19 protein-coding genes, 1 tRNA gene and 1 pseudogene are annotated in these 22,120 nt (G+C 71.5%); 7 read left to right on the top strand and 14 right to left on the bottom strand.

Going from position 1 to position 22,120, the window contains the following annotated elements:
* The first annotated feature begins 30 nt into the window (after window positions 1-30).
* A tRNA-Arg gene (locus IF73_RS0129625) sits at window positions 31-106 on the top strand.
* Window positions 107-539: 433 nt separating this feature from the next.
* Here the strand turns inward: IF73_RS0129625 and IF73_RS0129620 are convergent.
* The 4 genes and pseudogenes from IF73_RS0129620 to IF73_RS39865 form a co-directional block, all read right to left on the bottom strand.
* Window positions 540-836, bottom strand: a pseudogene (locus IF73_RS0129620) (tyrosine-type recombinase/integrase); the annotation flags it as partial.
* 66 nt (window positions 837-902) lie between these two features.
* The gene (locus tag IF73_RS0129615; protein WP_030623264.1) at window positions 903-1,085 is read right to left on the bottom strand and encodes a hypothetical protein; all 183 of its coding nucleotides are present in this window, start codon (window positions 1,083-1,085) and stop codon (window positions 903-905) included.
* Window positions 1,082-1,834 (bottom strand): hypothetical protein, encoded by a 753-nt coding sequence (locus tag IF73_RS0129610; protein WP_158822170.1) that lies wholly within the window; start codon window positions 1,832-1,834, stop codon window positions 1,082-1,084. The genes IF73_RS0129615 and IF73_RS0129610 overlap by 4 nt, the downstream gene beginning before the upstream one ends.
* A 1,104-nt stretch (window positions 1,835-2,938) precedes the next feature.
* Window positions 2,939-3,286: a tyrosine-type recombinase/integrase gene (locus tag IF73_RS39865; protein WP_267883600.1), complete on the bottom strand. Its 348-nt coding sequence runs from the start codon at window positions 3,284-3,286 to the stop codon at window positions 2,939-2,941.
* A 1,403-nt stretch (window positions 3,287-4,689) separates the two neighbouring features.
* On the opposite strand from IF73_RS39865, the gene IF73_RS0129600 reads away from it, so the two are divergent.
* A complete protein-coding gene (locus IF73_RS0129600) occupies window positions 4,690-4,935 on the top strand; it encodes a hypothetical protein (protein WP_031013487.1) in 246 nt (81 codons plus the stop codon).
* A 283-nt stretch (window positions 4,936-5,218) separates the two neighbouring features.
* Here the strand turns inward: IF73_RS0129600 and IF73_RS0129595 are convergent, their stop codons facing one another.
* The 5 genes from IF73_RS0129595 to IF73_RS0129575 form a co-directional block, all read right to left on the bottom strand.
* Window positions 5,219-5,533, bottom strand: coding sequence for a hypothetical protein (locus tag IF73_RS0129595; RefSeq protein WP_031013485.1), 315 nt, complete (start codon window positions 5,531-5,533; stop codon window positions 5,219-5,221).
* 235 nt (window positions 5,534-5,768) lie between these two features.
* Window positions 5,769-6,062, bottom strand: a complete 294-nt coding sequence (locus tag IF73_RS0129590; protein ID WP_031013484.1) for a hypothetical protein — start codon at window positions 6,060-6,062, stop codon at window positions 5,769-5,771.
* Window positions 6,063-6,085: 23 nt separating this feature from the next.
* Complete coding sequence (gene lepB / locus IF73_RS0129585; protein WP_078868314.1) at window positions 6,086-6,880, bottom strand: signal peptidase I; 795 nt, start codon at window positions 6,878-6,880, stop codon at window positions 6,086-6,088.
* Window positions 6,881-7,019: 139 nt separating this feature from the next.
* Window positions 7,020-8,933, bottom strand: a complete 1,914-nt coding sequence (locus IF73_RS0129580) for a hypothetical protein (protein ID WP_078868313.1) — start codon at window positions 8,931-8,933, stop codon at window positions 7,020-7,022.
* Between the two features lie 153 nt (window positions 8,934-9,086).
* Window positions 9,087-11,480 carry a D-alanyl-D-alanine carboxypeptidase gene (locus IF73_RS0129575; protein WP_031013479.1) on the bottom strand — a complete coding sequence of 798 codons (2,394 nt, stop codon included), beginning with the start codon at window positions 11,478-11,480 and terminating at the stop codon, window positions 9,087-9,089.
* A 183-nt stretch (window positions 11,481-11,663) separates the two neighbouring features.
* Here IF73_RS0129575 and IF73_RS0129570 point away from each other — a divergent pair, with 183 nt between their 5' ends.
* From IF73_RS0129570 to IF73_RS0129560, 3 genes are all read left to right on the top strand, one after another.
* Window positions 11,664-12,362 (top strand): GOLPH3/VPS74 family protein, encoded by a 699-nt coding sequence (locus IF73_RS0129570; protein WP_031013478.1) that lies wholly within the window; start codon window positions 11,664-11,666, stop codon window positions 12,360-12,362.
* A gap of 273 nt (window positions 12,363-12,635) precedes the next feature.
* A complete protein-coding gene (locus IF73_RS0129565) occupies window positions 12,636-13,496 on the top strand; it encodes a helix-turn-helix domain-containing protein (RefSeq protein ID WP_031013477.1) in 861 nt (286 codons plus the stop codon).
* Window positions 13,497-13,799: 303 nt separating this feature from the next.
* On the top strand, window positions 13,800-14,000 hold the full coding sequence (locus IF73_RS0129560) for a DUF397 domain-containing protein (RefSeq protein WP_031013475.1): 201 nt from the start codon (window positions 13,800-13,802) through the stop codon (window positions 13,998-14,000).
* A gap of 252 nt (window positions 14,001-14,252) precedes the next feature.
* Here the strand turns inward: IF73_RS0129560 and IF73_RS0129555 are convergent, their stop codons facing one another.
* The gene (locus tag IF73_RS0129555) at window positions 14,253-15,077 is read right to left on the bottom strand and encodes a hypothetical protein (protein ID WP_031013473.1); all 825 of its coding nucleotides are present in this window, start codon (window positions 15,075-15,077) and stop codon (window positions 14,253-14,255) included.
* Window positions 15,078-15,163: 86 nt separating this feature from the next.
* Between IF73_RS0129555 and IF73_RS0129550 the strand changes: the two genes are divergently transcribed.
* Complete coding sequence (locus IF73_RS0129550; RefSeq protein ID WP_031013471.1) at window positions 15,164-15,949, top strand: SDR family oxidoreductase; 786 nt, start codon at window positions 15,164-15,166, stop codon at window positions 15,947-15,949.
* 9 nt (window positions 15,950-15,958) lie between these two features.
* Here IF73_RS0129550 and IF73_RS0129545 read toward each other — a convergent pair whose 3' ends face one another.
* The 3 genes from IF73_RS0129545 to IF73_RS0129535 form a co-directional block, all read right to left on the bottom strand.
* A complete protein-coding gene (locus tag IF73_RS0129545) occupies window positions 15,959-17,053 on the bottom strand; it encodes an ADP-ribosylglycohydrolase family protein (protein WP_031013470.1) in 1,095 nt (364 codons plus the stop codon).
* Between the two features lie 160 nt (window positions 17,054-17,213).
* Window positions 17,214-19,832, bottom strand: coding sequence for a bifunctional FO biosynthesis protein CofGH (locus tag IF73_RS0129540; protein ID WP_031013469.1), 2,619 nt, complete (start codon window positions 19,830-19,832; stop codon window positions 17,214-17,216).
* A gap of 65 nt (window positions 19,833-19,897) precedes the next feature.
* Window positions 19,898-20,731 carry a TIGR03619 family F420-dependent LLM class oxidoreductase gene (locus tag IF73_RS0129535; protein WP_031013468.1) on the bottom strand — a complete coding sequence of 278 codons (834 nt, stop codon included), beginning with the start codon at window positions 20,729-20,731 and terminating at the stop codon, window positions 19,898-19,900.
* A gap of 101 nt (window positions 20,732-20,832) precedes the next feature.
* Here IF73_RS0129535 and IF73_RS0129530 point away from each other — a divergent pair, with 101 nt between their 5' ends.
* Window positions 20,833-21,597, top strand: a complete 765-nt coding sequence (locus IF73_RS0129530) for a GNAT family N-acetyltransferase (protein WP_031013467.1) — start codon at window positions 20,833-20,835, stop codon at window positions 21,595-21,597.
* Here IF73_RS0129530 and IF73_RS0129525 read toward each other — a convergent pair.
* Window positions 21,572-22,066, bottom strand: a complete 495-nt coding sequence (locus IF73_RS0129525) for a GNAT family N-acetyltransferase (protein ID WP_051717422.1) — start codon at window positions 22,064-22,066, stop codon at window positions 21,572-21,574. The genes IF73_RS0129530 and IF73_RS0129525 overlap by 26 nt on opposite strands.
* Window positions 22,067-22,120 lie beyond the last annotated feature (54 nt).

The raw sequence follows: 22,120 nt of genomic DNA, 5'->3' as shown, positions 1-22,120 counted from the left end.
CCCCCCATCCGCTAGGCTGTCCCCGGCCCCGCCTCCGTAGCTCAGGGGATAGAGCACCGCTCTCCTAAAGCGGGTGTCGCAGGTTCGAATCCTGCCGGGGGCACCAGCGCGAAGACCCCCTACCGATCTTGGTAGGGGGTCTTTGACATCTACGGCTGACATCAACAGGAGCGACCTTGAGCAGCCGGCCGGTGCGCCCCTCACGCTGCGCGCCGGTGTGGAACAGCCGCCGTCGCCAGGATGGTGGCCGCAGCCGTAGCACGCAGCAGGAACGAGCCTCGGGGGAGACGGCACGCCGGTGGGCACAGAAGGCTGCCACCCGCAGGATGGCGGCCTCGATCTCACCCGCGCGGCATGCGCAGCCCCATGGTTTGCGAGCGAGTCATGGCCCTCCGCGCCGAGTACGAGCCGGCCTTACGGCCGGTCGCCTGACAGCCCGGTTCACGAGTGACGCTCAGCTTACGAGGAGCCCGCCGCTTCCCAGCCGGCGAAGGGCGCCTCTTGAGGCAGGAAATACCCTTCGCCATCCACTTCCAAAGTCAAAGGCGGACGGCCCGCCTCTTGAGCAGCCGGTCCATGTGGCTGATCGCCTCACGCTGCGTGTCCTGGACGACGTGCGTGTACACGTCCATCGTGATGCTGATCTGGCTGTGTCCGAGGATCTCCATCACGACGCGGGGCGGGACGCTGGCGGCGGTGAGCAGGGTCTCGGTACCGTGCCGGGCGTCGTGCAGCCGGATCACGCGGAGGCCGGCGGTGGCGACGACGCGGGTAAAGGACCGGTACACGTTTCGCGGCTCGACGGGCCGACCGCTGGCGGTGGTGAAGACGTAGCCGCCCTAAACGGCGTTCTCCAGAAGGGCACCGACAAGGCCACCTCTGCCCGCCGGCGATTAGTCGCCTCAATCACGCGGCAGGTCCTGCCGACTCGGCGGCCTGTCCTCTGCCCGCAGGCTCTGCTGAATTTCACGCCAGGCATGGATGACCTCTGCCGTCTTCGCCAAGACATCGCGGGCCTGCGACAGCAGCAGGCTCAAGGCACCCGAAAGGGCCAGGATCAACAGGGCAAGGCTGTCCCAGTTCATCGGGCTCCGTCCTTCCGGACAGCCGGGCCACTAGCCCGATCGGTGCGGCGGGGCAGCACTCTGTCGAGCCAGTCTCGATTGGCGTTGAGGTCTTCCAGCCTCTGCCGAACATCGTCGCCGTAGACAGTGTCCCCCCACCTGAAACGGATCTGCATCACCCCTCGCACGTCGGGGCTCTGGTGCTCCAGGTAGAACGTGCACTGATAGCCCCGCGCCGTCCCCTGCAGACTGCAGTCGCAGTAGCAGCGCCTGATCCTCAGTGGCAGACCCCAGACATCGTCCATAAGGCGGTCGAGAAACGCGTCATGTTTGAGGGGTACGTCGCGATGCGTATCCAGCTCGAAGATCCACTCATCCCCGGTGATCCAAGCTCGAGTCGAGTAGGCAGTGCTGAAGTTCTGGAAGATCGCGATGCGGCGAAGGAGTCCTGAGCCGAGCCACGCCAGATCCCGACCCGATTGCATGAGTGAGGCGAACTGCCGCTCGTCCTCCAGCTCGTAGGGCGACGGCCCGGTCACACCCCACAAGGGAACGAAGCCACCCTCTTCCAGGTCGCGCCTTCGTTGTGCGAGCAAGAGATGCCAGCGGGTACCCGGGGCTCCCCTCAGGACCAATCGACTTTCGGTGCCAGCCAATTCGAGATGAAGATCTGCGCCCCGTACTGCAACGACACGCAGCCGCGTCACACCACTGACCTGGACGCCGGGTTCTGCAGACGGAAGCAGATGCGCCAGCGCATAGTCGGCCATCGGGAACTTCCGGCCAGGAAGGGACCCACTGTGACTGTCGAGGACCACCACGGATTGTCCAGGCGTCAGACGCATGCCAGCGATTCCGACCGGATGTGCCCACCATTCCCCTCCGCGGCCAAGCTCCTTCATCACCTGGGCTTCGAGGAGTGCTTGTCCGCCGTGAGCGTCCGGGAGCAATGGAACATGGCGATGGACCCGAAGGGCTTCCGAGGCATATTGGAACGGCTCCCCGGAGTAGCAGCTTCGGGTGCGGGCAAGGCGGGTGAGGCGACCACCAGCGGCCATAGTGCGATCCGTCCTCGAGCGCTGCCGCCCCTGAACACTCGAAAACTGATCGGTACGCCCGAGTTTGGGCGTGCAAGAGCAGGTTTCAACCACGACAGGTGCAGCGCTGGCTTCTTCGTCCCTCTGTTGGCACTGCAAACGGGGCAGCGCAGTGCCGGAACAGGCCGCCTATCCGACCCGGCTAGCGATGCTGCCGTAAATCTCTGTACGTTGCAACCTGCTCAACAGGCTCGGGATGGTGATAACGACCAGTTCCTCGAAGGTGGCCCAGGGAGCCGGGCGGAGGCGGCGCACTGGCCGCTGACGAGCTTGCCGAGCAGTGTCGGTGACGCGCCGCGGGGCCTCGCAACGGGGCTATGCGCTCCATGGCCTCCACACGTCGACGCGTTCGGAGCCCCAGCGGAAAGCAGCTGTCATCGAGGTTACGACTGGGAGTCGCCCGGCCATGCCGGGCTACCATCAGCTCCAATGGCGGGTGTTGCTACGAGCGAGTCCGCAGCGGCAAGCCTCAGCTGTTCGATGTATGGCCGAGCTCCCGGCGACTAGGTTCCCGACCGGCCTAGCGTGCGTGCGCGATGCGTGAGCAGACGGGCCAGCACAGGGCATCACAAGCCGGATGGAGTACGACGCCGCAGGGCGTTGATCAGGCAGAACAGTGCCCTGCGGCAAGGCGGAGCACTACCCGGCACGGATTCGATCCCACTCCTAAAGCGGGTGTCGCAGGTTCGAATCCTGCCGGGGGCACAAGCCGAAGGGCCAGCTCACAGGGACTTCTCCCCTGGAGCTGGCCCTTTCGCATGATCGCGTCCGTGCCACCTACGTGCCAGAAGGCGACGGATCACCCTCCCCACGGGCCCGGCGGATCATCTCCCCGAGCTTCCCCGCGATGTGCTGATCACGGTCACTCGTCATGTGTTGATGGATCAGCGCGGCCCAGGTCGTACTGTGCCCCATCCGCGTCATCAGCTCCCGCGTGCTCGCCCCGGCGCTGGAGGCGAGAGTGTTTCCGGTGTGGCGAAGATCGTGGAAGTGCACGCCACCGGAGACGCCGGCCTCCGCGCGGGCGGTCGTCCAGTCGTCGCGGAAGTTGCTCCGCCGAAGCAGCCCACCGCGGGGCCCCTGGAAGACGCGGCCGTTCTGCCCGGCGGCGGTGAAGTGCTCCAGGTAGTGCGCCAGCTCCCGCCCGCCTGGTCGTCGACATGCTCGTCGGAGCCCAGCAGCGAGTGCCTGATCTGCGCAGACCAGGGATTCATGATCAGGCCATCAGACCCCCGCCGACATGCGCGATGCCCACGACCGCCTGTCCCAGCACGGGTACGTCGCCACCTGATCCGAGACGGCGAAGGCAAGCTCCGCAAGCCCACCACCTGAAGGCCCGCCCAGGGGCAGCTGTTACAGATTTCCCTACCTCATCAAGGCACCCGCCGCGCGAGGCGCGGCCCGTCGCCCGGGCCTGCGCCCCTGTCTCCGCCCCGCTCCAGCCCGACCGCCGGCCGCACGCCTGACAGCTCGGGTTGATGGGCGACGGACCACGACGCGGCCGAGGCGGTACGCAAGTGCGGCTCAAGACGATGCCTCCGGCGGGGGCGCTCCGACTCCGGGATGGGAGGGCCCCGCGGGCGGGTGCCGGCCAGTGGGGTGTGGAGGTGGGGACTCCCATCCCGTCTGCCGTCGACCCGGGCAGAGCCGAGCAGACACGGCACCGGGCCTGCTCCACGGTGTGTGGGTCGACGGCAGACGGGATGGGAGTTGGGGCGCGTGGCGGCAAAGGTGCCGTGAGACGGTTCAGGGCCGCGGGCTCTCCTCGCCCTCATGTGACACTTGTCACTAAGCGGGAGGCGTGCGCGCGCTTACTGCCGCACACGAAAGCTACCGCCAGCCTGGAGGCCACTCGAAGCCCGAGGGAATCCGAGGCGAGCCCCCCTCGCGCGCCGCTGGATAGGTCACAGGTCTGCGCGTACATCTCTGCTGACAGCAGGGGTGAACCTTTGATCTCTTTACAACAGCACGTTGTAAAGATGCTCAAGGGGATTTCCCTTGGTGTACAGTTCCGGACTTTCACAGCAAGTGATCGCACTTGCAAAGGAAGTTGAAGGGCTCTTGATGCCACTTGAAGTGGCAGCCGTGTGATGGGTCCATGATGGAACCTCAGCTGCTCGCGCCCGCCGGCCAAGTGGGCCTAGGAAACGCACAGGCCGGCCGAGGCGAGCTGGAACCTAGGAGATTCCATGTCGAGTTTGGCGCAGTGTGGCCAGGAGTCAAACCCTGGTCGGATCAGCGGACTGATCACAGTGATCGTCATTGTGCTTGTTCTGTGGCCAGCGGCCGCAGAGACCGTCAGCGCGTACGTGAACGCTTTGGCACTCGTGGCCACTGTGGCTGGCGGCGGTACAGCAGCCGTGTACCGCAACCACCGCAACCGTGGCTGACTGACAGCACCCTGGCGGGGCCGTAAAGAGGTTGAATCGACTGTCATTGACCGGCCTCGCTAGGGCTACGGATCAAAGGGCTACAGACGACTCGGTGCCGGCCTTGACTCGATCGATGCATGCTGATCGGCTGAGCTCATGGCCACGGACCCCAGTGAGTACGAGAAGGCGATGCCGATCGTGGCAGCCCATCTTGCCAAGATCGAGCGAGCGGTTAACCAGACCCGTGCGTCACACGCGGGGCAGTCGTTCCCAGTGGTCCATCAAGCGCTTGTCGAAGCCCTGCAAGACGAGGGTGCCCAACGCGTCGTGCCTCAGGTCGTTGAGGAGTTGGCGCGCCAGATCTCTGAGTCGGTGGCCGGACTCTCAGGATCGGCAGGCTGAGTGTCTAACTGCGTGACAACGCCGGCGAACAACGGGCGGACGAGTACGAGCGCATGCGGACCATCAGCGCAGGTGGGAGACACAGCAGCCCAAGCAAGCACCACCGCCCGAGTTACTTCGGGACGAAGAGGTCCCCGTGCCACATCCGTGCCAGATCGTGCGGGGACTCACGGGGAACGAAGGGCGTCCAGGGACCCTGCTGAGCGGATCGGCCAATGCCGCAACTGTGCAGGTCAGGCCCAAGCGCGCCTTCCCACTCTCCTAAAGTGGTTGTCCAGCAAACTCACCGCGTCCACACCCGGTGGAACTCTTCGGCCGGGATGGCTTCCAGCGGGTCCTCTTCCGGGTCGATCGCTTGGTCCGTCAGGAATCCGTGCGCGTCCTCCAGGCACTCCCAGCTGTACCGGTGAAGCACGCCGGCCGGAGTCAGCTCGGCCTGCTTGATGGCGACCAACTCGCCGCGGTCGGGTACGGCCTCGAAGTACCACAAGCCGCCGTCCTCGTCGACGTGGCGGAAGTGGTGCCGCATGGTGGCCCCTTCGTCAAGGGATCGGAAGTACGCCATGCTCTCCACCTTGATTCGCTCCAGGTCAACCATGGGATCATCGTGCCAGCGAGCGCGCATGGTTGCACCGTTCTGACATCCACAGGTGACATCAACGGCCTCGGACGCCAGCGCCCCTAGGTGGCTCTGCACGGATGGCGGTGCCGAGCACTGATCGAACTCCTAAAGCGGTTGTCGCAGGTTCGAATCCTGCCGGGGCACTGAACAGGAGGACCCCTACCGGGATCGGTAGGGGTCCTTCTGGGTTCGCGGGGTGGGGTGGGGTGGGTCAGCTGACCACGACGTTGTGGGCCGGGGTGATGGTCGGCTGGGCGTCGGCGTAGCCGAGGTCGGCGAGGATGGGGGCGAAGGTCTTGGCGTGGGATTCGAGGGCTTCCGGGCTTTCCCAGACCTCGGTCACGCGGAAGCCTCCGTCGACCGGGCCGGCGACGTGGGAGATGAGGCCCGGGTTCGACACGTCCTCGAAGCGGGTGAAGCCTTGGCCGGCGGTGACGCGGTGGATGACCGTGTCGTAGAGGTCGTGGCCGGCGCCGGGGAAGTCGAAGGTGACGATGATGGCCATCCGGGGCTCTCTTTCTGCGCTTGTCAGTCCTGGTTCTCGAAGGTGTCCGGGACCGGGAGGGTGGACCAGTTGGGGAGGGGCCAGGCGACGACGATGGCGCGGCCCACCACGTCGGTGAGGGGGACCATGCCGCCGCGGCCGTCGTTCTGGTGGTAGCGGGAGTCCTGGGAGTGCTGGCGGTGGTCGCCCATCACCCACAGGTGGCCGGCCGGGACGGTGATCTTGAACTGGCCGCCGGCGTCGGTGCTGCAGGGGGTGTTGCCCTCGTAGACGTACGGTTCGTCCAGCGGCTTGCCGTTGAGCTTGACCGGGCCCGTGCCCTGGCATTCGACCGTGTCGCCGGCCACGCCGACGACGCGCTTGATCAGGTGCTGTTCGCCGGCGGCGGGCATCAGGCCGACGAAGCCGAGGACCTTCTGGGTGGTGCTGGGGGGCTTCAGTTCGTGGCCGGCGAGCCAGTCGGCGGGGTCGCGGAAGACGACGACCTCGCCGCGGTCGGGCTCCGAGCCGAACCAGGGGGTGAGCTTGTCGACCAGGACCCGGTCGTCCTCCTGGAGGGTGTTCTGCATGGAGCCCGAGGGGATCAGGAACGCCTGCACCAGGAAGGTCTTGATCAGGAAGGCCAGCACCAGGGCGACCGCGGCCAGCAGGGGGTACTCCACCCAGGGGGAGAGGCGGCGGCGCTTCGGCGGCCGGGAGGCGGAGGGCGGCGGCGAGGGGTCTTCGGGCCTCACGTCCGTCGCCACGTCTCCCGCGTCCGCCGCGTCTCCCGCGTCCGTCACGTCCGCCGTCCCCGATTCAGTTGGTTCCTGCCGCATGGGACGACCCTAGGCCCGGAGTCCACCGGGTCGCAGCCTTCCCGGGCGTTCACCCTCCTTATGAGTGACCGTCGGGGACGAGTGACCGTCGGGGACGAGTGACCGTCGGGGACGAGTGACCGTCAGGGTCGCCGGGGCGTCAGCGGAGTTCCTCCGGGCAGGCCGTGCCGCGCGGGAAGAGCTTGTACGGGGCCGCCAGGCGGTACGTACCGGCCTTGGGGGCGATCAGCTCCGTCCACTCGTCGCCCTCCTCGTCCGGCTCCGCCTTCAGCAGGCAGCCGTGCTCGTTGGCGAAGACCTTCGGGATCTCCGTCTCGGACTCCTCCCGCGCCAGCTTGGACGCCTCCGTCTCCTGCGGGGGCTCCAGCTTGCCGCCGTTCTCGTCCATCAGCGCCAGCCAGGGCGACCACGGCACGCGGATCTTGATCCGGGCCGGGCGGTCGAGGCGGAGGACGACCTCGTTCTCGGCGGCGCGCTCGACCTGGGCCGGGGCGTCCGCGAGCGGCGTGGCGTCGGCGACCTCGTACAGCCGCCAGTTCGCGTCGGCCCACACCTGGCTCAGGTACGGCAGGCCCTGCGCGACGAGCTCCGCCTCCTGCTCCGCGCCGGAGTCGGGGGCACCGGTCGGGAGGACGACGTACCGGACGGACCAGCGGTGCAGCCACTCGCGGTAGTTCACGGCGTTGAGGGTGTCGTCGTAGAAGAGCGGGTTGCGCTCCATGTCCGCCTGGCGGTTCCAGCCGCGCGCCAGGTTGATGTACGGGCTGAGCGCCGAGGACTCGCGGTGGCTGGAGGCCGGCACGACCTCGACCCGCGCCTTGCGGGCGTCCCGCACCTGGAGCTGGTTGATCAGCGGCGCCACCTCGAAGGCCCAGGAGGCGTCGGGGCGGGTGCGGATCACGTCGTCGACGCCCTTGAAGCCGATCCAGAAGTTCAGCCCGAGGAAGGCGACGACCAGCGCGTACCAGCGGCGCGAGCGCGGGCGCGTGTACGGCAGGGCGGCCAGCAGCGCCACGCCCGCGAAGAGCATCGGGAGCCGCGAGATGTTCGAGCCGATCTGGGAGTCGATCAGCCAGGTCAGGAAGGTGCCGACGGTGTAGCAGGCGGCGGCGGTGCGGACCGTGAGCCAGTCCCTCGGCACCAGGACGAGAACGAGGATCCCGAAGGCCAGCGGCAGCGCCGTCGAGGCGAAGGCCATCGGCTGGGTGCCGGAGAAGGGGAAGAGCCAGGAGGAGAGGGCGACGATCGCCACCGGGGCGAGGCCGACCGCGTACGCTCCCGGGCGCCGCTTGTTGAGGAAGAGCGCCGCGGCCACGACGCCGAGGAACAGGCCGGCGACCGGGCTGCACGCCGTCGCGAGCCCGGACAGCGGCACCGCCACGGCCGCCTTCGCCCAGCGCTTGCGGCGCCAGCGGTGCGGCCAGCAGAAGACGGCGGCGACCGCGCCGAGCGCGAACATCATGCCGAGCCCGAAGGTCACCCGGCCCGACAGCGCGTTGCAGAGGAAGGCGAAGACGCCCGCGAGGGAGCACGCCATGGGGTTCCGGACGGCCGGGACCCGCACCAGGATCAGCGCGGTCAGGGCGGCGGAGAGCGTCCCCGCGATCATCATGGTCGAGCGGACGCCGAGCACCGACATCACGTACGGCGAGACCACGCTGTACGAGACCGGGTGCATGCCGCCGTACCAGGCCAGGTTGTACGCGGAGTCCGGGTGCCGTCCGACGAACTCGGCCCAGGCGTCCTGCGCCGCGAGGTCGCCGCCGCTGTTCGCGAAGTAGAAGAACCACACGATGTGGAGGAGCGCGGCGACGCCCGTCGCCACCATCACCGGGTAGCGGCGCTTGCGCCGGCGCGGCGGGGGCGGCGACGGCGGCGTCGGGGGCGTGGTCCGCTCGGGGGCGGAGCGCTGGTTCGGGAGCACTATTCGCGAGGGTGAACCGTCAGTGGTGGTCGGTGCGGACGGGGGGTGGGCGTCCTGTGCGGACTCCCCTGCGGAGAGGGGCGCGGCGGGCGTGCTGCGGCCCGCGCGTGTCGGCTCGGCGGTGGTCACTGCGGCCCTTTCCCGTGCTGCTTCCCTCTGCCCGTCTCGCGTCCCGCGCGGCTTCGCGTGTCGCGTCTCGTCCCCCGAAGACGCTAACAGCAGGGCGCCCCGGTCGTCCGGGGCGCCCACCCGATCAGGTCAGCCGGCCGTGCGGCCCGCGCGTCAGCCCACCCGGGTCAGCTTCTTGTCGAAGCCGGGCTCCACCAGGTCGGTCTCGAGCGCCACCGGGGCGCTGACCTTCCCGGTGCCCGTGCCGATCGAGACGGTGCCGACGACGTCCCCGGCCTTGCCGGAGTGCGGGACGGCCTTGCCGCCGTCGGTGAGCGCCAGCCGGACCTTGAGGCCCGGCCAGCCGACCGCCTTGAGCTCCTTCGTGGCCACGACGGGCGTCCGGCCGCCCAGGCCGTCGTCGATGTAGCCGACGACCTGGCCCTTCTTGACGACGGTCGCGGAGGTGACGTCGTCCTGGGCCTTCTTGATCAGCTCGTAGCTGTAGTCCAGCGACAGCTCCAGCTTGTCGTTGAGCCGCTCGGCGTTCTGCGCGCCCATCACGATGCCCAGGATGCGGCGGACCTCGCCGTCGACGATCGTGTTCGCCGACCAGAGCAGATTGCCGCCGGCCGGGGTGGAGGAGCCGGTCTTGATGCCGGTGACGCCGTCCTTGAGCAGCAGCCGGCTGTTGTTGTTCTCGATGTAGCCGACGCCCTCGATGGTGGCGTTCGGCATGTCCACGATCTCGCGGAACACGTCGAACCTCATGACCGCCTTCGCCAGCTTCAGCTGGTCCCGCGGGGTCGAGACGGTGGAGTCGAGCAGGCCGGACGGGTCCGTGTACCGGGACTGCGTCATGCCCAGCTCCTTGGCGGCGGCGTTCATCTTGTCGACGAACGCCTGCTCCGAGCCGGCGTCCCAGCGCGCGAGCAGCCGGGCCACGTTGTTGGCCGACGGGATCATCAGGAGCTGGAGGAGCTCCTTCTCCGTGTAGGTCTGGCCCTCCTTCACGGGCGCCGTCGACTCGTGCACCGCCTTCGCCTGGTCGGCGGCCTTCTTGTCGACGGTGATCTCGGGGCCCTCCGCCTTCCCCTTGATCGGGTGGTCGCGCAGGATCACGTACGCGGTCATCGTCTTCGTCACGGACGCGATCGGGGCCGGCTTCTGCGCGCCCCACGTGCCCATGGAGCCGACGCCCTCGACCTCCACCGCGCCCTGTCCCTCGTTCGGCCACGGCATCTGGAGCGGGCCGCCCTCGAAGGTGTACGACGCCGCGCCGGAGAGCTTCAGCGCGGGCGCCGGCAGCGGCCGGACCATCTGCACGATCGCAAAGACGATCAGGAGGAGCAGGACCAGCGGGGTCCAGATGCGGACCCGGCGCAGGGTCGTGCGCCAGGCGTTCGGCGGCGGGGGCGGGGTGTTCGTCAGCTCGGCCAGCAGGTCGAGCGGGGGCAGCGGCGGAAGCGGCTGCTGCCGGGTGCGCTCGGGCTCGCCGAGGACGGGGGCCGGGGCGGTGGCGGAGGCCGAGGCGGGCGAGGGCACGGCGGCCTTCGCCGGGGTCGGCCGGGGCGCCTGCGCGGCGGCGGGAGCGGCGGCGGTCGGCTTTTCGGCGGCGGGGGCAGGGGTGGCGGCGGAGGGCGTCTTCCGCTCGGCCGGGATGTCCGGGCGGAGCGGTACGAAGGTGCTCGTCCGCTCGCTGTCGGAGTCGCGGCCTGCGGCGTCGCGGCCTGCGGAGTCGCGGCCTGCGGCGTCGCGGCCTGCGGCGTCGCGCGGCAGCTTGAACGCGGTCGTCGGCTGGTCCACGGCGGGCCCGGCCGGCGGACGGACGGCCCGGAACATGGTGGTGGGCTGGTCGACCGGCTCCCCGGCCCTGGGCGTGGGCGCGACGGCCTCCGGCTCGGCCGTCTCCGTCTTCGGAGCCCCGGCCTTCGGAGCGTTCGCCTTCGGAGCGTCCGCCTTCGGAGCGTCCGTCTTCGGAGCGTCCGTCTTCGGAGCGTCCGTCTTCGGCGTCTCGGCCTTCGGGGTCTCCGGCTCCGCCGGCTTCTTCGCGGCGAACCAGGACGGCTCCGCCGCCTTCGGCGCCTCGACGGCGTCCCGGCCGGCCTCGGAGGCCGCCGAGGGCTTCTCGGGCCCGGCAGCGGGCTCCTCGGCCTCCGCGGAGGACTCGGGCGCCTCGTGCTCGGCCCCGGCGTCCGCAGGACCGTCCACGGCGTCGTCCGCGACGTCGTCCGCGCCCTCGCCCTCGGCCGCGTCATCGCCGGCGTCCTCGGCCTCGCCCTCGGCCTCCTCCGGCGCCGCCGTCGCGACCCACGCCGCCACGGCCTGCTTCAGACGGTCGCCCTCGCCGCGGGGGTCCGCGGCGGGCTCGTCGGCCGGCTTCGCCGCGTCGTCCTCCGGGGTGCGCGGCGCCAGGGTCTTGAAGACCGCCGTCGGCTGGTCCACCCGGTCCGGCGCGGACACCGTGGACGCCGGGGTCCCCGAGGACGCAACCGTCGGCGGCGCCGCCGTCGTCTTCCCCTCCGACGACCCCTGCTGCTCCGCCCTGTCGGGGGACTCGCCCGCCACCGTGCCTCCTCCATGCGTCATACGTACGTCCGAACCGTCTACCAGTGTCCTGTGTGAACCCCTTGGCTCCCGTGCTAGACGAGAACGACATACCTACTGGTTCCCGGACGAACCACCCAGGCACTCTCGACAGATGAATGTGAGAGGGGTCACCCTGTCATTCATCCACGCGGGGAGGCATGGATGGGCAGGAGCCGCAGAACCATTCCGGAGGAGCTTCTGCTGCTCGCTCTGGACCCGGCCACGGGTACCACAGCGCAGCCGCAGTCGCTCGATCTGGGCCTTGCCGGAGCACAGCTAGTGGAGCTGGCTCTGGCAGGACGGATAGCCCCTGACGGGGATCGTATCGCCGTGGTGATGCCACGGCCGACCGGAGATCCGACTCTGGACTCCGCACTGGAACTGCTGCGCAGGCGCGGCAGTCCGGTCCGGGCCGTCCACTGGATCGGCGGGCCCCGGCTGGGGCTCCGCCAGACGTATCTCTCGCATCTGGAGCGATGCGGCATGGTGCATGCCGTGGAGGGCCAGATGTGCGGGGTGCTGCCGACGACTCGCTACCAGGCGACGGACACGGCGATCAGCCGGGAGATCAGGGCCCGGCTGGACAGTGCGATCCGCACCGGCGTACCACCGGACCCGCGGACCGCGGCGCTCGCCGCACTGGCCCACGCGGTCGGTCTCGGCAAGCACCTGTACCCCGGCAACGAAGGACGGTCGTCGCGGTCCCGGCTGCGCGACCTGATCCGGCACGACCCCATGGGCGGTCTGGTGGCGCACGCCGTCATGGACGTCCAGAACGGCGCGGCCGCACAGCCGCGCCGGAGCGGTCAGGGCGTCCCCGCCCAGCCGCGGGGCAGCATGGCCCGCGCCGCCGCCCACTGAGGCGGGCGCACCACCGTACGCACCCGCAACACCCGCGACACCCGTACGCCCCCGCACCGCGCGGCGTACACGCACCACGCACACGTACCCTCCGGGAGCCGCACAGAGGTGTGCGGGACGCCCTCGGGCGTCCCGCACATCCGCGTCGAATCCGAGCACCCGCACGGTCGTTGTCGCGTTTTCCCAGCGCACGCCACACCTTTGGTGGCAGTCTGCCAAGCAGTAGATACTCACAGCTACGCATCGCAGACAGCAGCCGGAGGTGCAGTTCCCGTGGCGTCCAGTGTCAACCCCACCGTCAGGCGACGCCGATTGGGCCAGGAGCTGCGCAAGCTCCGCGAGGGCAAGGGCATGACGGCCGAGCAGGTCGCCGAGCGCCTCCTCGTCTCCCAGTCCAAGATCAGCCGCCTCGAGAACGGCCGCCGCTCCATCAGCCAGCGCGACGTGCGCGACCTGTGCGGGGTGTACGAGGTCGAGGACGAGGCCATGGTCAACTCCCTCATGCAGATGGCCAAGGACTCCCGGCAGCAGGGCTGGTGGCACGCCTTCGGCGACATCCCGTACAGCGTCTACATCGGCCTGGAGACGGACGCGCAGAGCCTGCGCGTCTACGAGCCGCAGATCATCCCCGGCCTGCTCCAGACCCGCGCGTACGCCACCGCCGTCATCTCCGGCGCGCTCCCCGAGTCGACGCCGGCGGACATCGAGAAGCGGGCCACCGTCCGCACCCGCCGACAGGACCGGATCCGCGACGAGGAGCGTCCGCTGCGCCTGTGGGCGGTCATCGACGAGGCCGCGCTGCGCCGGGTCGTCGGCAACCGGCAGGTGATGGTCGAGCAGCTGGAGCACCTCGTCGAGCAGTCGCACCTGCCGCACGTGACGGTGCAGGTGCTGCCCTTCGACACGGGCGCGCACCCGGGCATCAGCGGCCAGTACTCGATCCTGGAGTTCCCGGACGCCTCCGACTCCAGCGTCGTCTACATCGAGGGGGTGACGAGCGACCTGTACCTGGAGAAGGGGCCGGACGTGTCGAAGTACAGCTTCATGTACGAGCACCTGCGGGCGCAGGCGCTGGGCGTGGAGCAGACGCGGGAGTTCGTGGCCGACATCGCGAAGGGGTACGCCCAGGGCTGACGGCCCGGCGCGGCGGCCCGCGGCCGCCGCGGGCAGTCGGGACGGTCCGGGACGGTCCGGGCAGGTCAGGCAGGTGCGGACAGGTCCGGCAGGGAGGGCGCGCCCCGACAGGTCTGAACCACTGGGGGCGGAAACGGTACACCACCGACTCGGCCCACAGGAAGCTCAGTTGGCATATGTCACCCGGTCGTGTGAACGCCGGTCCCGCCGCTCGGGACCGGCGAGTAGCGTCGATCAGGCCGGTGGAGATCACGCCGGCACCGACTCTCACGCCCCTCGGGCAGAACCGGAGCTGAGCACATCATGGCCATCATCCAGGGTGCCACCGACAACTGGACCAAGTCCTCCTACTCGGGCGGCAACGGCGCCTGCGTCGAGGTGAAGTCCCCGGTCGTCGCCGCCATCGCCGTCCGCGACTCCAAGGCGCCCGAGGGTCCGTCGCTCTCTTTCGGACCGGGCTCGTGGAACGCCTTCGTCGGCCAGGTGAGCGACGGGGCCCTCTGAGCCTCGCCGCACCGCAGGCACCATCAGTGGAGCCGCCCTCTCGTCCGGTCCGCCGTCCTGGCCGAGAGGGCTCTCTCATGTCCGGGTCCGAACCCGGACCGGGACCCGAACCCGGACCGGGACCCGACCCCGGACCGGGACCCAGGCCCCGGACCGGGACCCAGGCCCGGACCGAGACCCCAACCCGGACCGAGACCCCAACCCGGACCGAGACGCCGACCCGGACCGAGCCCCGGGCCCGGCCGGGCTCCGTCACCTCAGCTGGTCCACGTACCGGTCCGTCCCCGGTACGGTCGGGACGAACGGCGCCACCAGTTCGACCCGCCCCTCCCCTCCCCCGAGACCGTCGAGGTCCGCGAAGTGCTCCGCCCAGCAGTCGCGCGGGTCCCGCTCCAGGAACCAGAGCAGGGTGAGCCGGGTGTCGACGCCCTCCACCTGCTTCACGTACGTCATGCGGTCGCCGGGCAGCGGCGTCGGGCGGAAGACGGTCACCATCGCCGCCGGTGAACCGGCCAGCCGGCGCGGGAGTTCGCGGGCGGCCAGCCGCTCCAGGAGCGCGGCGCGCTCCGCCGGGCCGGCGCAGTCCACGACCTGGAGGACCAGGCCCGCGTAGGGGTGGTCGAGGGCGTGGAAGTCGCGCGGACCGGCCGCGCCGTCCCGGTACACCGTCGTCTCGTGGTCCTGGAAGGACGTGAAGACGTGGGTGCGGTCGTGGTAGACGCGGGCGTCGCGGTTGAGGCGCTTGTTGATGGCGACGGTCCACTTCATGTGCGCGTCGTAGCGGCCGTCGGTGATCCAGTACGTGGAGAGGTAGCAGCCGGCGGTGACGGGCTGCGCGACGGCGGACTTCTCGGGCGTCCGCAGCTCCTGGAGGTCGCGGGTGGCGACCCAGCGGCGGCCCGCGAACATCCAGGGCATCGCCATCGCGCCGGCGTAGTAGTGGTCGTCCTCGTACCAGCGGTTGTACGCGTACTCGTGGCCCGGGTGCGGCTCCACCATGGTGATCAGGGCGTGGCCGGGGCGGACCCCGTACGGCCCGTGGGCGGCCAGCTCCCCGTACGTCTCGGCGTCGCTCATCCTCCGTCGTCTCCCTTCCCAGTGCGGCTCGGGCCACCTACTCTGACGGACCGTCAGATCAGTGACCAGAGGCGGGAGGCACCCGGATGCTGCTCCAGGGCAAGACGGTCGTCGTGTCGGGCGTCGGGACCGGACTCGGCCACCGGGTCGCGGAGGCGGTGGTGCGCGACGGGGGCAACGCGGTCCTCGGCGCCCGCACCGAGGCCAACCTCGCCACGTCGGCCGCCGCGATCGACCCGGCGGGCGGGCGCACCGCGCACCGCGCCACCGACATCACCGACGAGCGGCAGTGCGAGGCGCTGGCCGCGCTCGCCGTCGAACGCTTCGGCGGGATCGACGCGGTCGTCCACGTCGCCGCCTGGGACTCGTACTTCGGCGGCCTCGCCGACGCCGACTTCGCCACCTGGCAGCGCGTCCTCGACGTCAACCTGCTCGGCACGCTGCGGATGACCCGGGCGTGCCTGCCGGCGCTGCGGGCGGGCGGGGGCGGCTCGGTCGTCCTCATCGGCACCCAGTCGGCCGTCGCCGCGCCCACCCAGGTGCAGCAGGCCGCGTACGCCGCGTCCAAGGGCGCGCTGACCTCGGCGATGTACTCGCTGGCGCGGGAGCTGGGCCCCGACCGGATCCGGGTCAACACGGTGCTGCCGGGCTGGATGTGGGGCCCGCCGGTGGAGGCGTTCGTCCGCTTCACGGCCCGGACGGAGGGCGTGGCGGAAGCGGCGGTCCTGGCCCGCCTCACCTCCCGGACCGCCCTCCCGGACCTCGCCACGGACGCGGACGTGGCCGACGCGGTCGCCTTCCTCGCCTCGGCGCGGGCGCGGGCGATCACGGGGCAGTCGCTGCTGGTGAACGCGGGGGAGGTGATGCGGTGACCCGCGCGGTCACCCCGTCGGGTAGCGGGTGTGCCAGGTGGGGGTGTGGAGGGTGGCCGCCTGGGTGAGCTCCATGGCCAGGTCGTCGGCCAGTTCCAGGACCGTGCCGCGGCCTTCGAGGGCCGCCAGCCAGGCCGGCGGGAGGGACGTCTCGCCGTGCTGGGCGCCGAGGAGCGCGCCGGTGACCGCGGCGGTCACGGCGGAGGGGCCGTCGTGGTTGGCGGCGAGGCGGAGTCCGTGGCGGACGTCCTCGCCGACGAGGGCGCAGTAGACGGCCGCCGCCAGCTGTCCCTCCGCGGTGTCCTCGCCCGCCCCGAGGGCGGTGACCCGGTCCGCGTCGGGGACGCCCTCGCGTACGGCTCCGAGGGCGCGGGTCAGGGCCTCGGTGACCGGTTCGTGGCCGGGGCGGGCGGCCAGCAGGCCCAGGGCCGTTCCGGCGGCGGCCTCGACGGAGGCGCCGCGGGCCACCCCGTGGACGGTCACGGCGAGCGCGCCGGCGGCCAGCGTGGCGGCGGGCGCGCCGTGCGTCTGGGCGGCGCACTCGACGGCCAGCTGGCAGACGAGCTGCGGCTCCCAGCCGACGAGGAGGCCGAAGGGGGCGGAGCGGGCGAGCGCGCCGGAGTCGCCGGCGTCGGGGTTCTTGGGCTGGTCGAGGGTGCCGAGCCGGTCGTCGCCGAGGCCGGTGAGGCAGGCGCGGGGCGGCCGGCGGCGGGCGTAGAGCCACTCCTGGCGGCCGAGCCAGCCGTTGTCGCGGCGCCGTTCGTCGGGGCCCCAGTCGCGCTGGGTGGCGGCCCAGCGCAGCTGGGCGCGGTGGACGTCGGTGGGCGGGTGCCAGACGCCGCTGTCGCGGTGGACGTGGGCGCGGATGAGGCCGTCGACGGTGAAGAGGCTCATCTGGGTGGCGGCGGTGACGGGCAGGGTGCCGTCCGGGGGTTCGGTGAGGCCCGCGTCGCCGTGCGCCGCACGGAGCTCCTGAAGCGTCCGGTCGTGCGCGCCCGCGCCGAACGCGTCGCCGACGGCCGCGCCGAGCAGACAGCCGCGGACGCGCGAGCGGAAGTCCTGCTGTTCGGTGCGGCCCCACACGGCCGCGGCAGTGGTGGTCACGACGTGCCCTCCCCCGTCCGAGGTCCCGCTCTCTCACCGGTCTCCGCAGCACTCTAATCGACCGGGTGTGTCCGTTCGGGGTGCGGAGACTTATGTGATCGGACGCCCTTCAGGCCGCTTTTGACCACAGTTCACCCGAGCTTCACGGCGCGCCCGAAGCTCAGCCCTCCACCACCGGCAGCAGCTCCGGCAGGTGCCCGTCGGAGGCGCGGGCGGCCGCCCGGCGTTCGGCGGGGACCTCGCCGTAGAGGGTGGTGCGCGGCCGGGACGGGCGTCCGGCCGCCTCGGCGATCGCCTCCAGGTCGCGGATGGAGCGGTACGAGCCGTAACTCGACCCCGCCATCCGCGAGATGGTCTCCTCCATCAGCGTGCCGCCGAGGTCGTTGGCGCCCGACCGCAGCATCTCCGCCGCGCCCTCCGCGCCCAGCTTCACCCAGCTCGTCTGGATGTTGGGGATGTGGGGGTGGAGCAGGAGCCGGGCCATGGCGGTCACGGCGCGGTTGTCGCGGACCGTCGGGCCGGGGCGGGCGATGCCGGCGAGGTAGACGGGCGCGTTGGTGTGGATGAAGGGGAGGGTCACGAACTCCGTGAAGCCGCCGGTCCGCTGCTGGATCCCGGCGAGGGTGCGGAGGTGGCCGAGCCAGTGGCGGGGCTGGTCGACGTGCCCGTACATCATCGTCGAGGACGACCGGATGCCCAGCTCGTGCGCGGTCGTGATCACCTCGATCCAGGTGGCGGTGGGCAGCTTGCCCTTGGTCAGCACCCAGCGGACCTCGTCGTCGAGGATCTCCGCGGCGGTGCCGGGGATCGAGTCGAGCCCGGCCTCCTTCGCCGCCGTCAGCCACTCGCGGATGGACAGGCCGGTGCGGGTGGCGCCGTTGACGACCTCCATGGGCGAGAAGGCGTGCACGTGCATGCCGGGGACCCGCTCCTTGACGGCCCGGGCGATGTCGAAGTACGCGGTGCCGGGCAGGTCGGGGTGGATGCCGCCCTGCATGCAGACCTCGACCGCGCCGACGTCCCACGCCTGCTGGGCGCGGTCGGCGACCTGGCCGAGGGAGAGGGTGTACGCGTCGGCGTCGGTGCGGCGCTGGGCGAAGGCGCAGAAGCGGCAGCCGGTGTAGCAGACGTTGGTGAAGTTGATGTTCCGGGTGACGATGTACGTCACCTCGTCGCCGGAGACCGACTTCCGGACGTCGTCGGCGACCGCGCACAGCGCGTCGAGGGCCGGGCCGTCGGCGTGCAGCAGCGCGAGGGCCTGCGGGTCGGTGAGCCGCGTCGGGTCGTCGGCGGCGACGGCCAGCGCCTCGCGCACGTCGGCGTCGATCCGCTCGGGCAGCATGCCGGGCGCGGCGGCCTCCCGCAGCGCCTCCCAGTCGCCGTACACCTCGTCGAAGTCGTCGCGCCGGTCCCCGGTGCGGCCCTCGGTGTCGATGGTGGCGTGCAGGTCGGTGCGGCCGGTGCCGGCTCCCGCGGCGGTGAAGGTCTCGTCCGGCTCCTGCCACGGCAGGCCGCGCACGACCGCGTCCGGGTCGGCGAGGCCGGTCTCGGGGTCGGCGAGGGCACGCACGTGCGGCACGATCCGCGGGTCCAGCCACGGCTCGCCGCGCTTGACGAACTCCGGGTAGACGCAGAGCCGTTCCCGCAGCTCGAAACCGGCGGCGCGGGAGTGGGCGGCGAGCTCGTCGATCCGCGGCCAGGGCCGCTCGGGGTTGACGTGGTCGATGGTCAGCGGCGAGACCCCGCCCCAGTCGTCGATGCCGGCCGCGATCAGCCGCCCGTACTCGGCGTCCACCAGGTTCGGCGGCGCCTGGAGACACGCCGAGGGGCCCATGATCAGCCGGGCCACGGCCACCGCCGCGACCAGGTCGTCCAGCTCGGCGTCGGGCATCGAGCGCATCGCCGTGTCCGGCTTGGCCCGGAAGTTCTGGATGATCAGCTCCTGGACGCCGTGGTACGCCCGCGCCACGCGCCGCAGCGCGAACAGCGACTCGGCCCGCTCCTCGTACGTCTCCCCGATCCCGAGGAGCAGCCCCGAGGTGAACGGCACGGACGACCGCCCCGCGTCCTCCAGGACCCGCAGCCGCACGGCCGGTTCCTTGTCGGGCGAGCCGTGGTGCGGACCGCCGGGCTCGGACCACAGCCGGGTGGCGGTGGTCTCCAGCATCATGCCCATCGACGGCGCGACCGGCTTCAGCCGCTGGAAGTCCGTCCACGACAGCACGCCCGGGTTGAGGTGCGGCAGCAGTCCGGTCTCCTCCAGGATCCGCACCGACATCGCCCGCACGTACGCCAGGGTGTCGTCGTACCCGTGCGCGTCCAGCCACTCCCGCGCCTCCGGCCACCGCTCCTCCGGCTTGTCGCCGAGCGTGATGAGCGCTTCCTTGCAGCCGAGTTCGGCACCCCGCCGGGCGATGTCGAGGATCTCGTCCGGCGACATGAACATCCCGTGCCCGTCCCGCCGCAGCTTCCCCGGCACGGTGACGAAGGTGCAGTAGTGGCACTTGTCCCGGCACAGCCGCGTCAGGGGTATGAACACGCTCTTCGAGTACGTGATCACCCCCGGCCGCCCGGCCGCCTCGAGCCCGGCGTCCCGCACCCGCCCCGCCACCCCGACCAGCTCGTCCAGGTCCTCGCCGCGCGCCCGCAGCAGCACCGCCGCCTCGCCCACGTCGAGCGCGACCCCGTCCCGCGCCCGCCGCAGAGCCCGCCGCATCGAGTTCCTGGTGGGGGCAGCCCCCTGCTGGTCGGCCTCCGGGCCGGTCTGGTGGTCCGTCATGCCCCGAGCATACGAGCGGGAGCCCCGGCGCCGGGCCGGGGTCCCCGCACCTCGGCGCCCGTCCGTCACCCCAGGTGCTCCGCGTACGCGTCCAGGACGCGCAGGACCTCCGGCTCGGGCGCCGGGGGCAGCTGGAGGACGGTCTCCTCGCAGCCGAGGTCGGCGTAGTGGGCGAGTTTGCCGGGGGTGGGGAGGACGGCGTACGGGACGACCTGGAGGGACTTCGGGTCGCGGCCCGCCTCCTCCCAGGCCCGGCGCAGCACCGGGAGGGACTCGGTCAGGCCGCGGCCGCCGATCGGCATCCAGCCGTCCGCCCGCTCCGCGACCGCCCGGAACAGCTTCGGTCCCGCGGCTCCGCCGAGGAGGATCCGGGGCGCGCTGCCGGCCGGTTTGGGCCAGGCTTCCGAGGCCCGGACGGAGTACCCGAACTCGCCTTCGTAAGCGGTGGGTTCGGGGGCCCACAGGGCCCTCATCAGGGCCAGCCGGTCGTGCACGAGGTCACGGCGGGTGGTCCAGGCGACGTTGTGGTCGGCGGCCTCCTCGCGGTTCCAGCCGTAGCCGAGGCCGAGGGTGAAGCGGCCGCCGGAGAGGTGGTCGAGGGTGGCGATCTGCTTGGCCAGGGCGATCGGGTCGTGCTGGGCGAGCAGGGTGATGCCGGTGCCGAGCGCGAGCCGTTCGGTGACGGCGGCGGCCTGGGCGAGGGCGACGTAGGGGTCCAGGGTCCGCTCGTACTCGCGGGCGGCCCGGCCGCCCGCCGGGTGCTCGGTCTCCCGGGAGACGGGGATGTGGGTGTGCTCGGGCAGATAGAGCCCGGCGAAGCCGCGCGCCTCCAGCTCGCGGGCGAGCCGCACGGGCGAGATGGTCTCGTCGGTCAGGAAGATCGTGGTCGAGATCCGCATGACGGCACGGTAGGGGCTGCGGCGCGGGATTCCGAGGGGCCGGACGGCTGTCGTGGGCGCGGGACGAAATCCGGGTGCCGGTCTCGACCGCCGGGCCTACCGTGGCGCGCGTGCTGAACCGAATCGAGACGTACTACGACGCCGTGCCCCGTTCCTCCGCCCGCGGGGAGGACTTCGGGCCGCTGACCCTGTTCGTGCGCGAGGGCGCCGACGGCTGGCCCTTCTACGCGCGGCCCGCGCTCGGGCACGAGGGGCCGGTGCCGGTGGCCGCCGTGGAGCGGGTGCGGGCCCGGCAGCGGGAGCTGGAGGTGCCGGAGGCGTTCGAGTGGGTGGCGGAGACGACGCCGGGGCTGCGGGCCGCCGTGGAGGAGAGCGGGCTCGTGGTGCACGCGCATCCGCTGATGGTCCTGGACGGCGAACCGCTCGCCGTACCGGAGCCGGCGGGGGCGTACGTGCGGACCCTCGGCGCGGACGATCCGGAGCTGCCGGCGGCCGTCGCCGCCCCGTACGCGGCCTTCGGCGCGGCCCCGGGCCCCGGTGACGCGGCCCGGGTCGCCGCCCGGATCGCCGCCGGTCTGACGGTCCTCGCCGCCGGCTTCGACGCGGCGAGCGGGGAGGCCCTGGCGGGCGGCCAGGTGCAGCCCGTCGGGGAGGTGGCGGAGGTCGTCGGCGTCGGCACCCGCCCGGAGGCCCGGCGCCGGGGTCTGGGCCTCGCGGTGACCGCCGCGCTGGTCGCGGACGCCCGGGCGCGCGGGGCCGGCCTGGTATTCCTGACGGCCTCGGACGCGGACGTGGAGCGCCTCTACGCCCGCCTCGGCTTCCGCACGGTCGCGACCGCCCTCATCGCGGAGGCGCCGGCTGCCTGACCATGTACACGTCCACATCGTCCTCCGCCTCCCGGGTGAATCCCATCCGCTCGTAGAGGCGGCGGGCGGCGCTGCCCCGGAGCACGGAGAGCCGGACGGTCTCCCCCGCCGCGTCGGCGCGGTCGAGCAGGTGCCGCAGGACGGCCGTGCCGAGCCCGCGTCCCTGGAGGCCAGGGGCGAGGTAGAAGTGCTCCAGATGGAGGCCCGTCCCCTCCGGACGGAGGGTGACGCAGCCGGCGAGCGGAAGGTCGGGGGTCTCGATCACCGAGGTGTACGCGGCCGAGAACCCGTCCCGCAGCCGCTGCCGGACCCGCCGCTCGTCGTACCGCCCGAGCCGCTCCAGGTCGCCGCGCATCACGACGGCCCGCAGCTCGGCGACGGCCTCGACGTCCTCGGCCCGGCCGGGCCGCAGCCGCCAGTCCCCGCCGCCGTTCGCGCCGCCGTTCCCGCTCCCGTTCCGCTCGCTCATGGCGTGATCGTAGGAGTGGCCTCGTAACCGCCGCCGCCCGGTCCCCGTTGGAGC

Origin of the sequence: Streptomyces sp. NRRL F-5727 (assembly GCF_000719555.1) — a bacterium.
Classification (GTDB): domain Bacteria; phylum Actinomycetota; class Actinomycetes; order Streptomycetales; family Streptomycetaceae; genus Streptomyces.
This window is presented reverse-complemented; position numbering and strand designations above follow the sequence as displayed.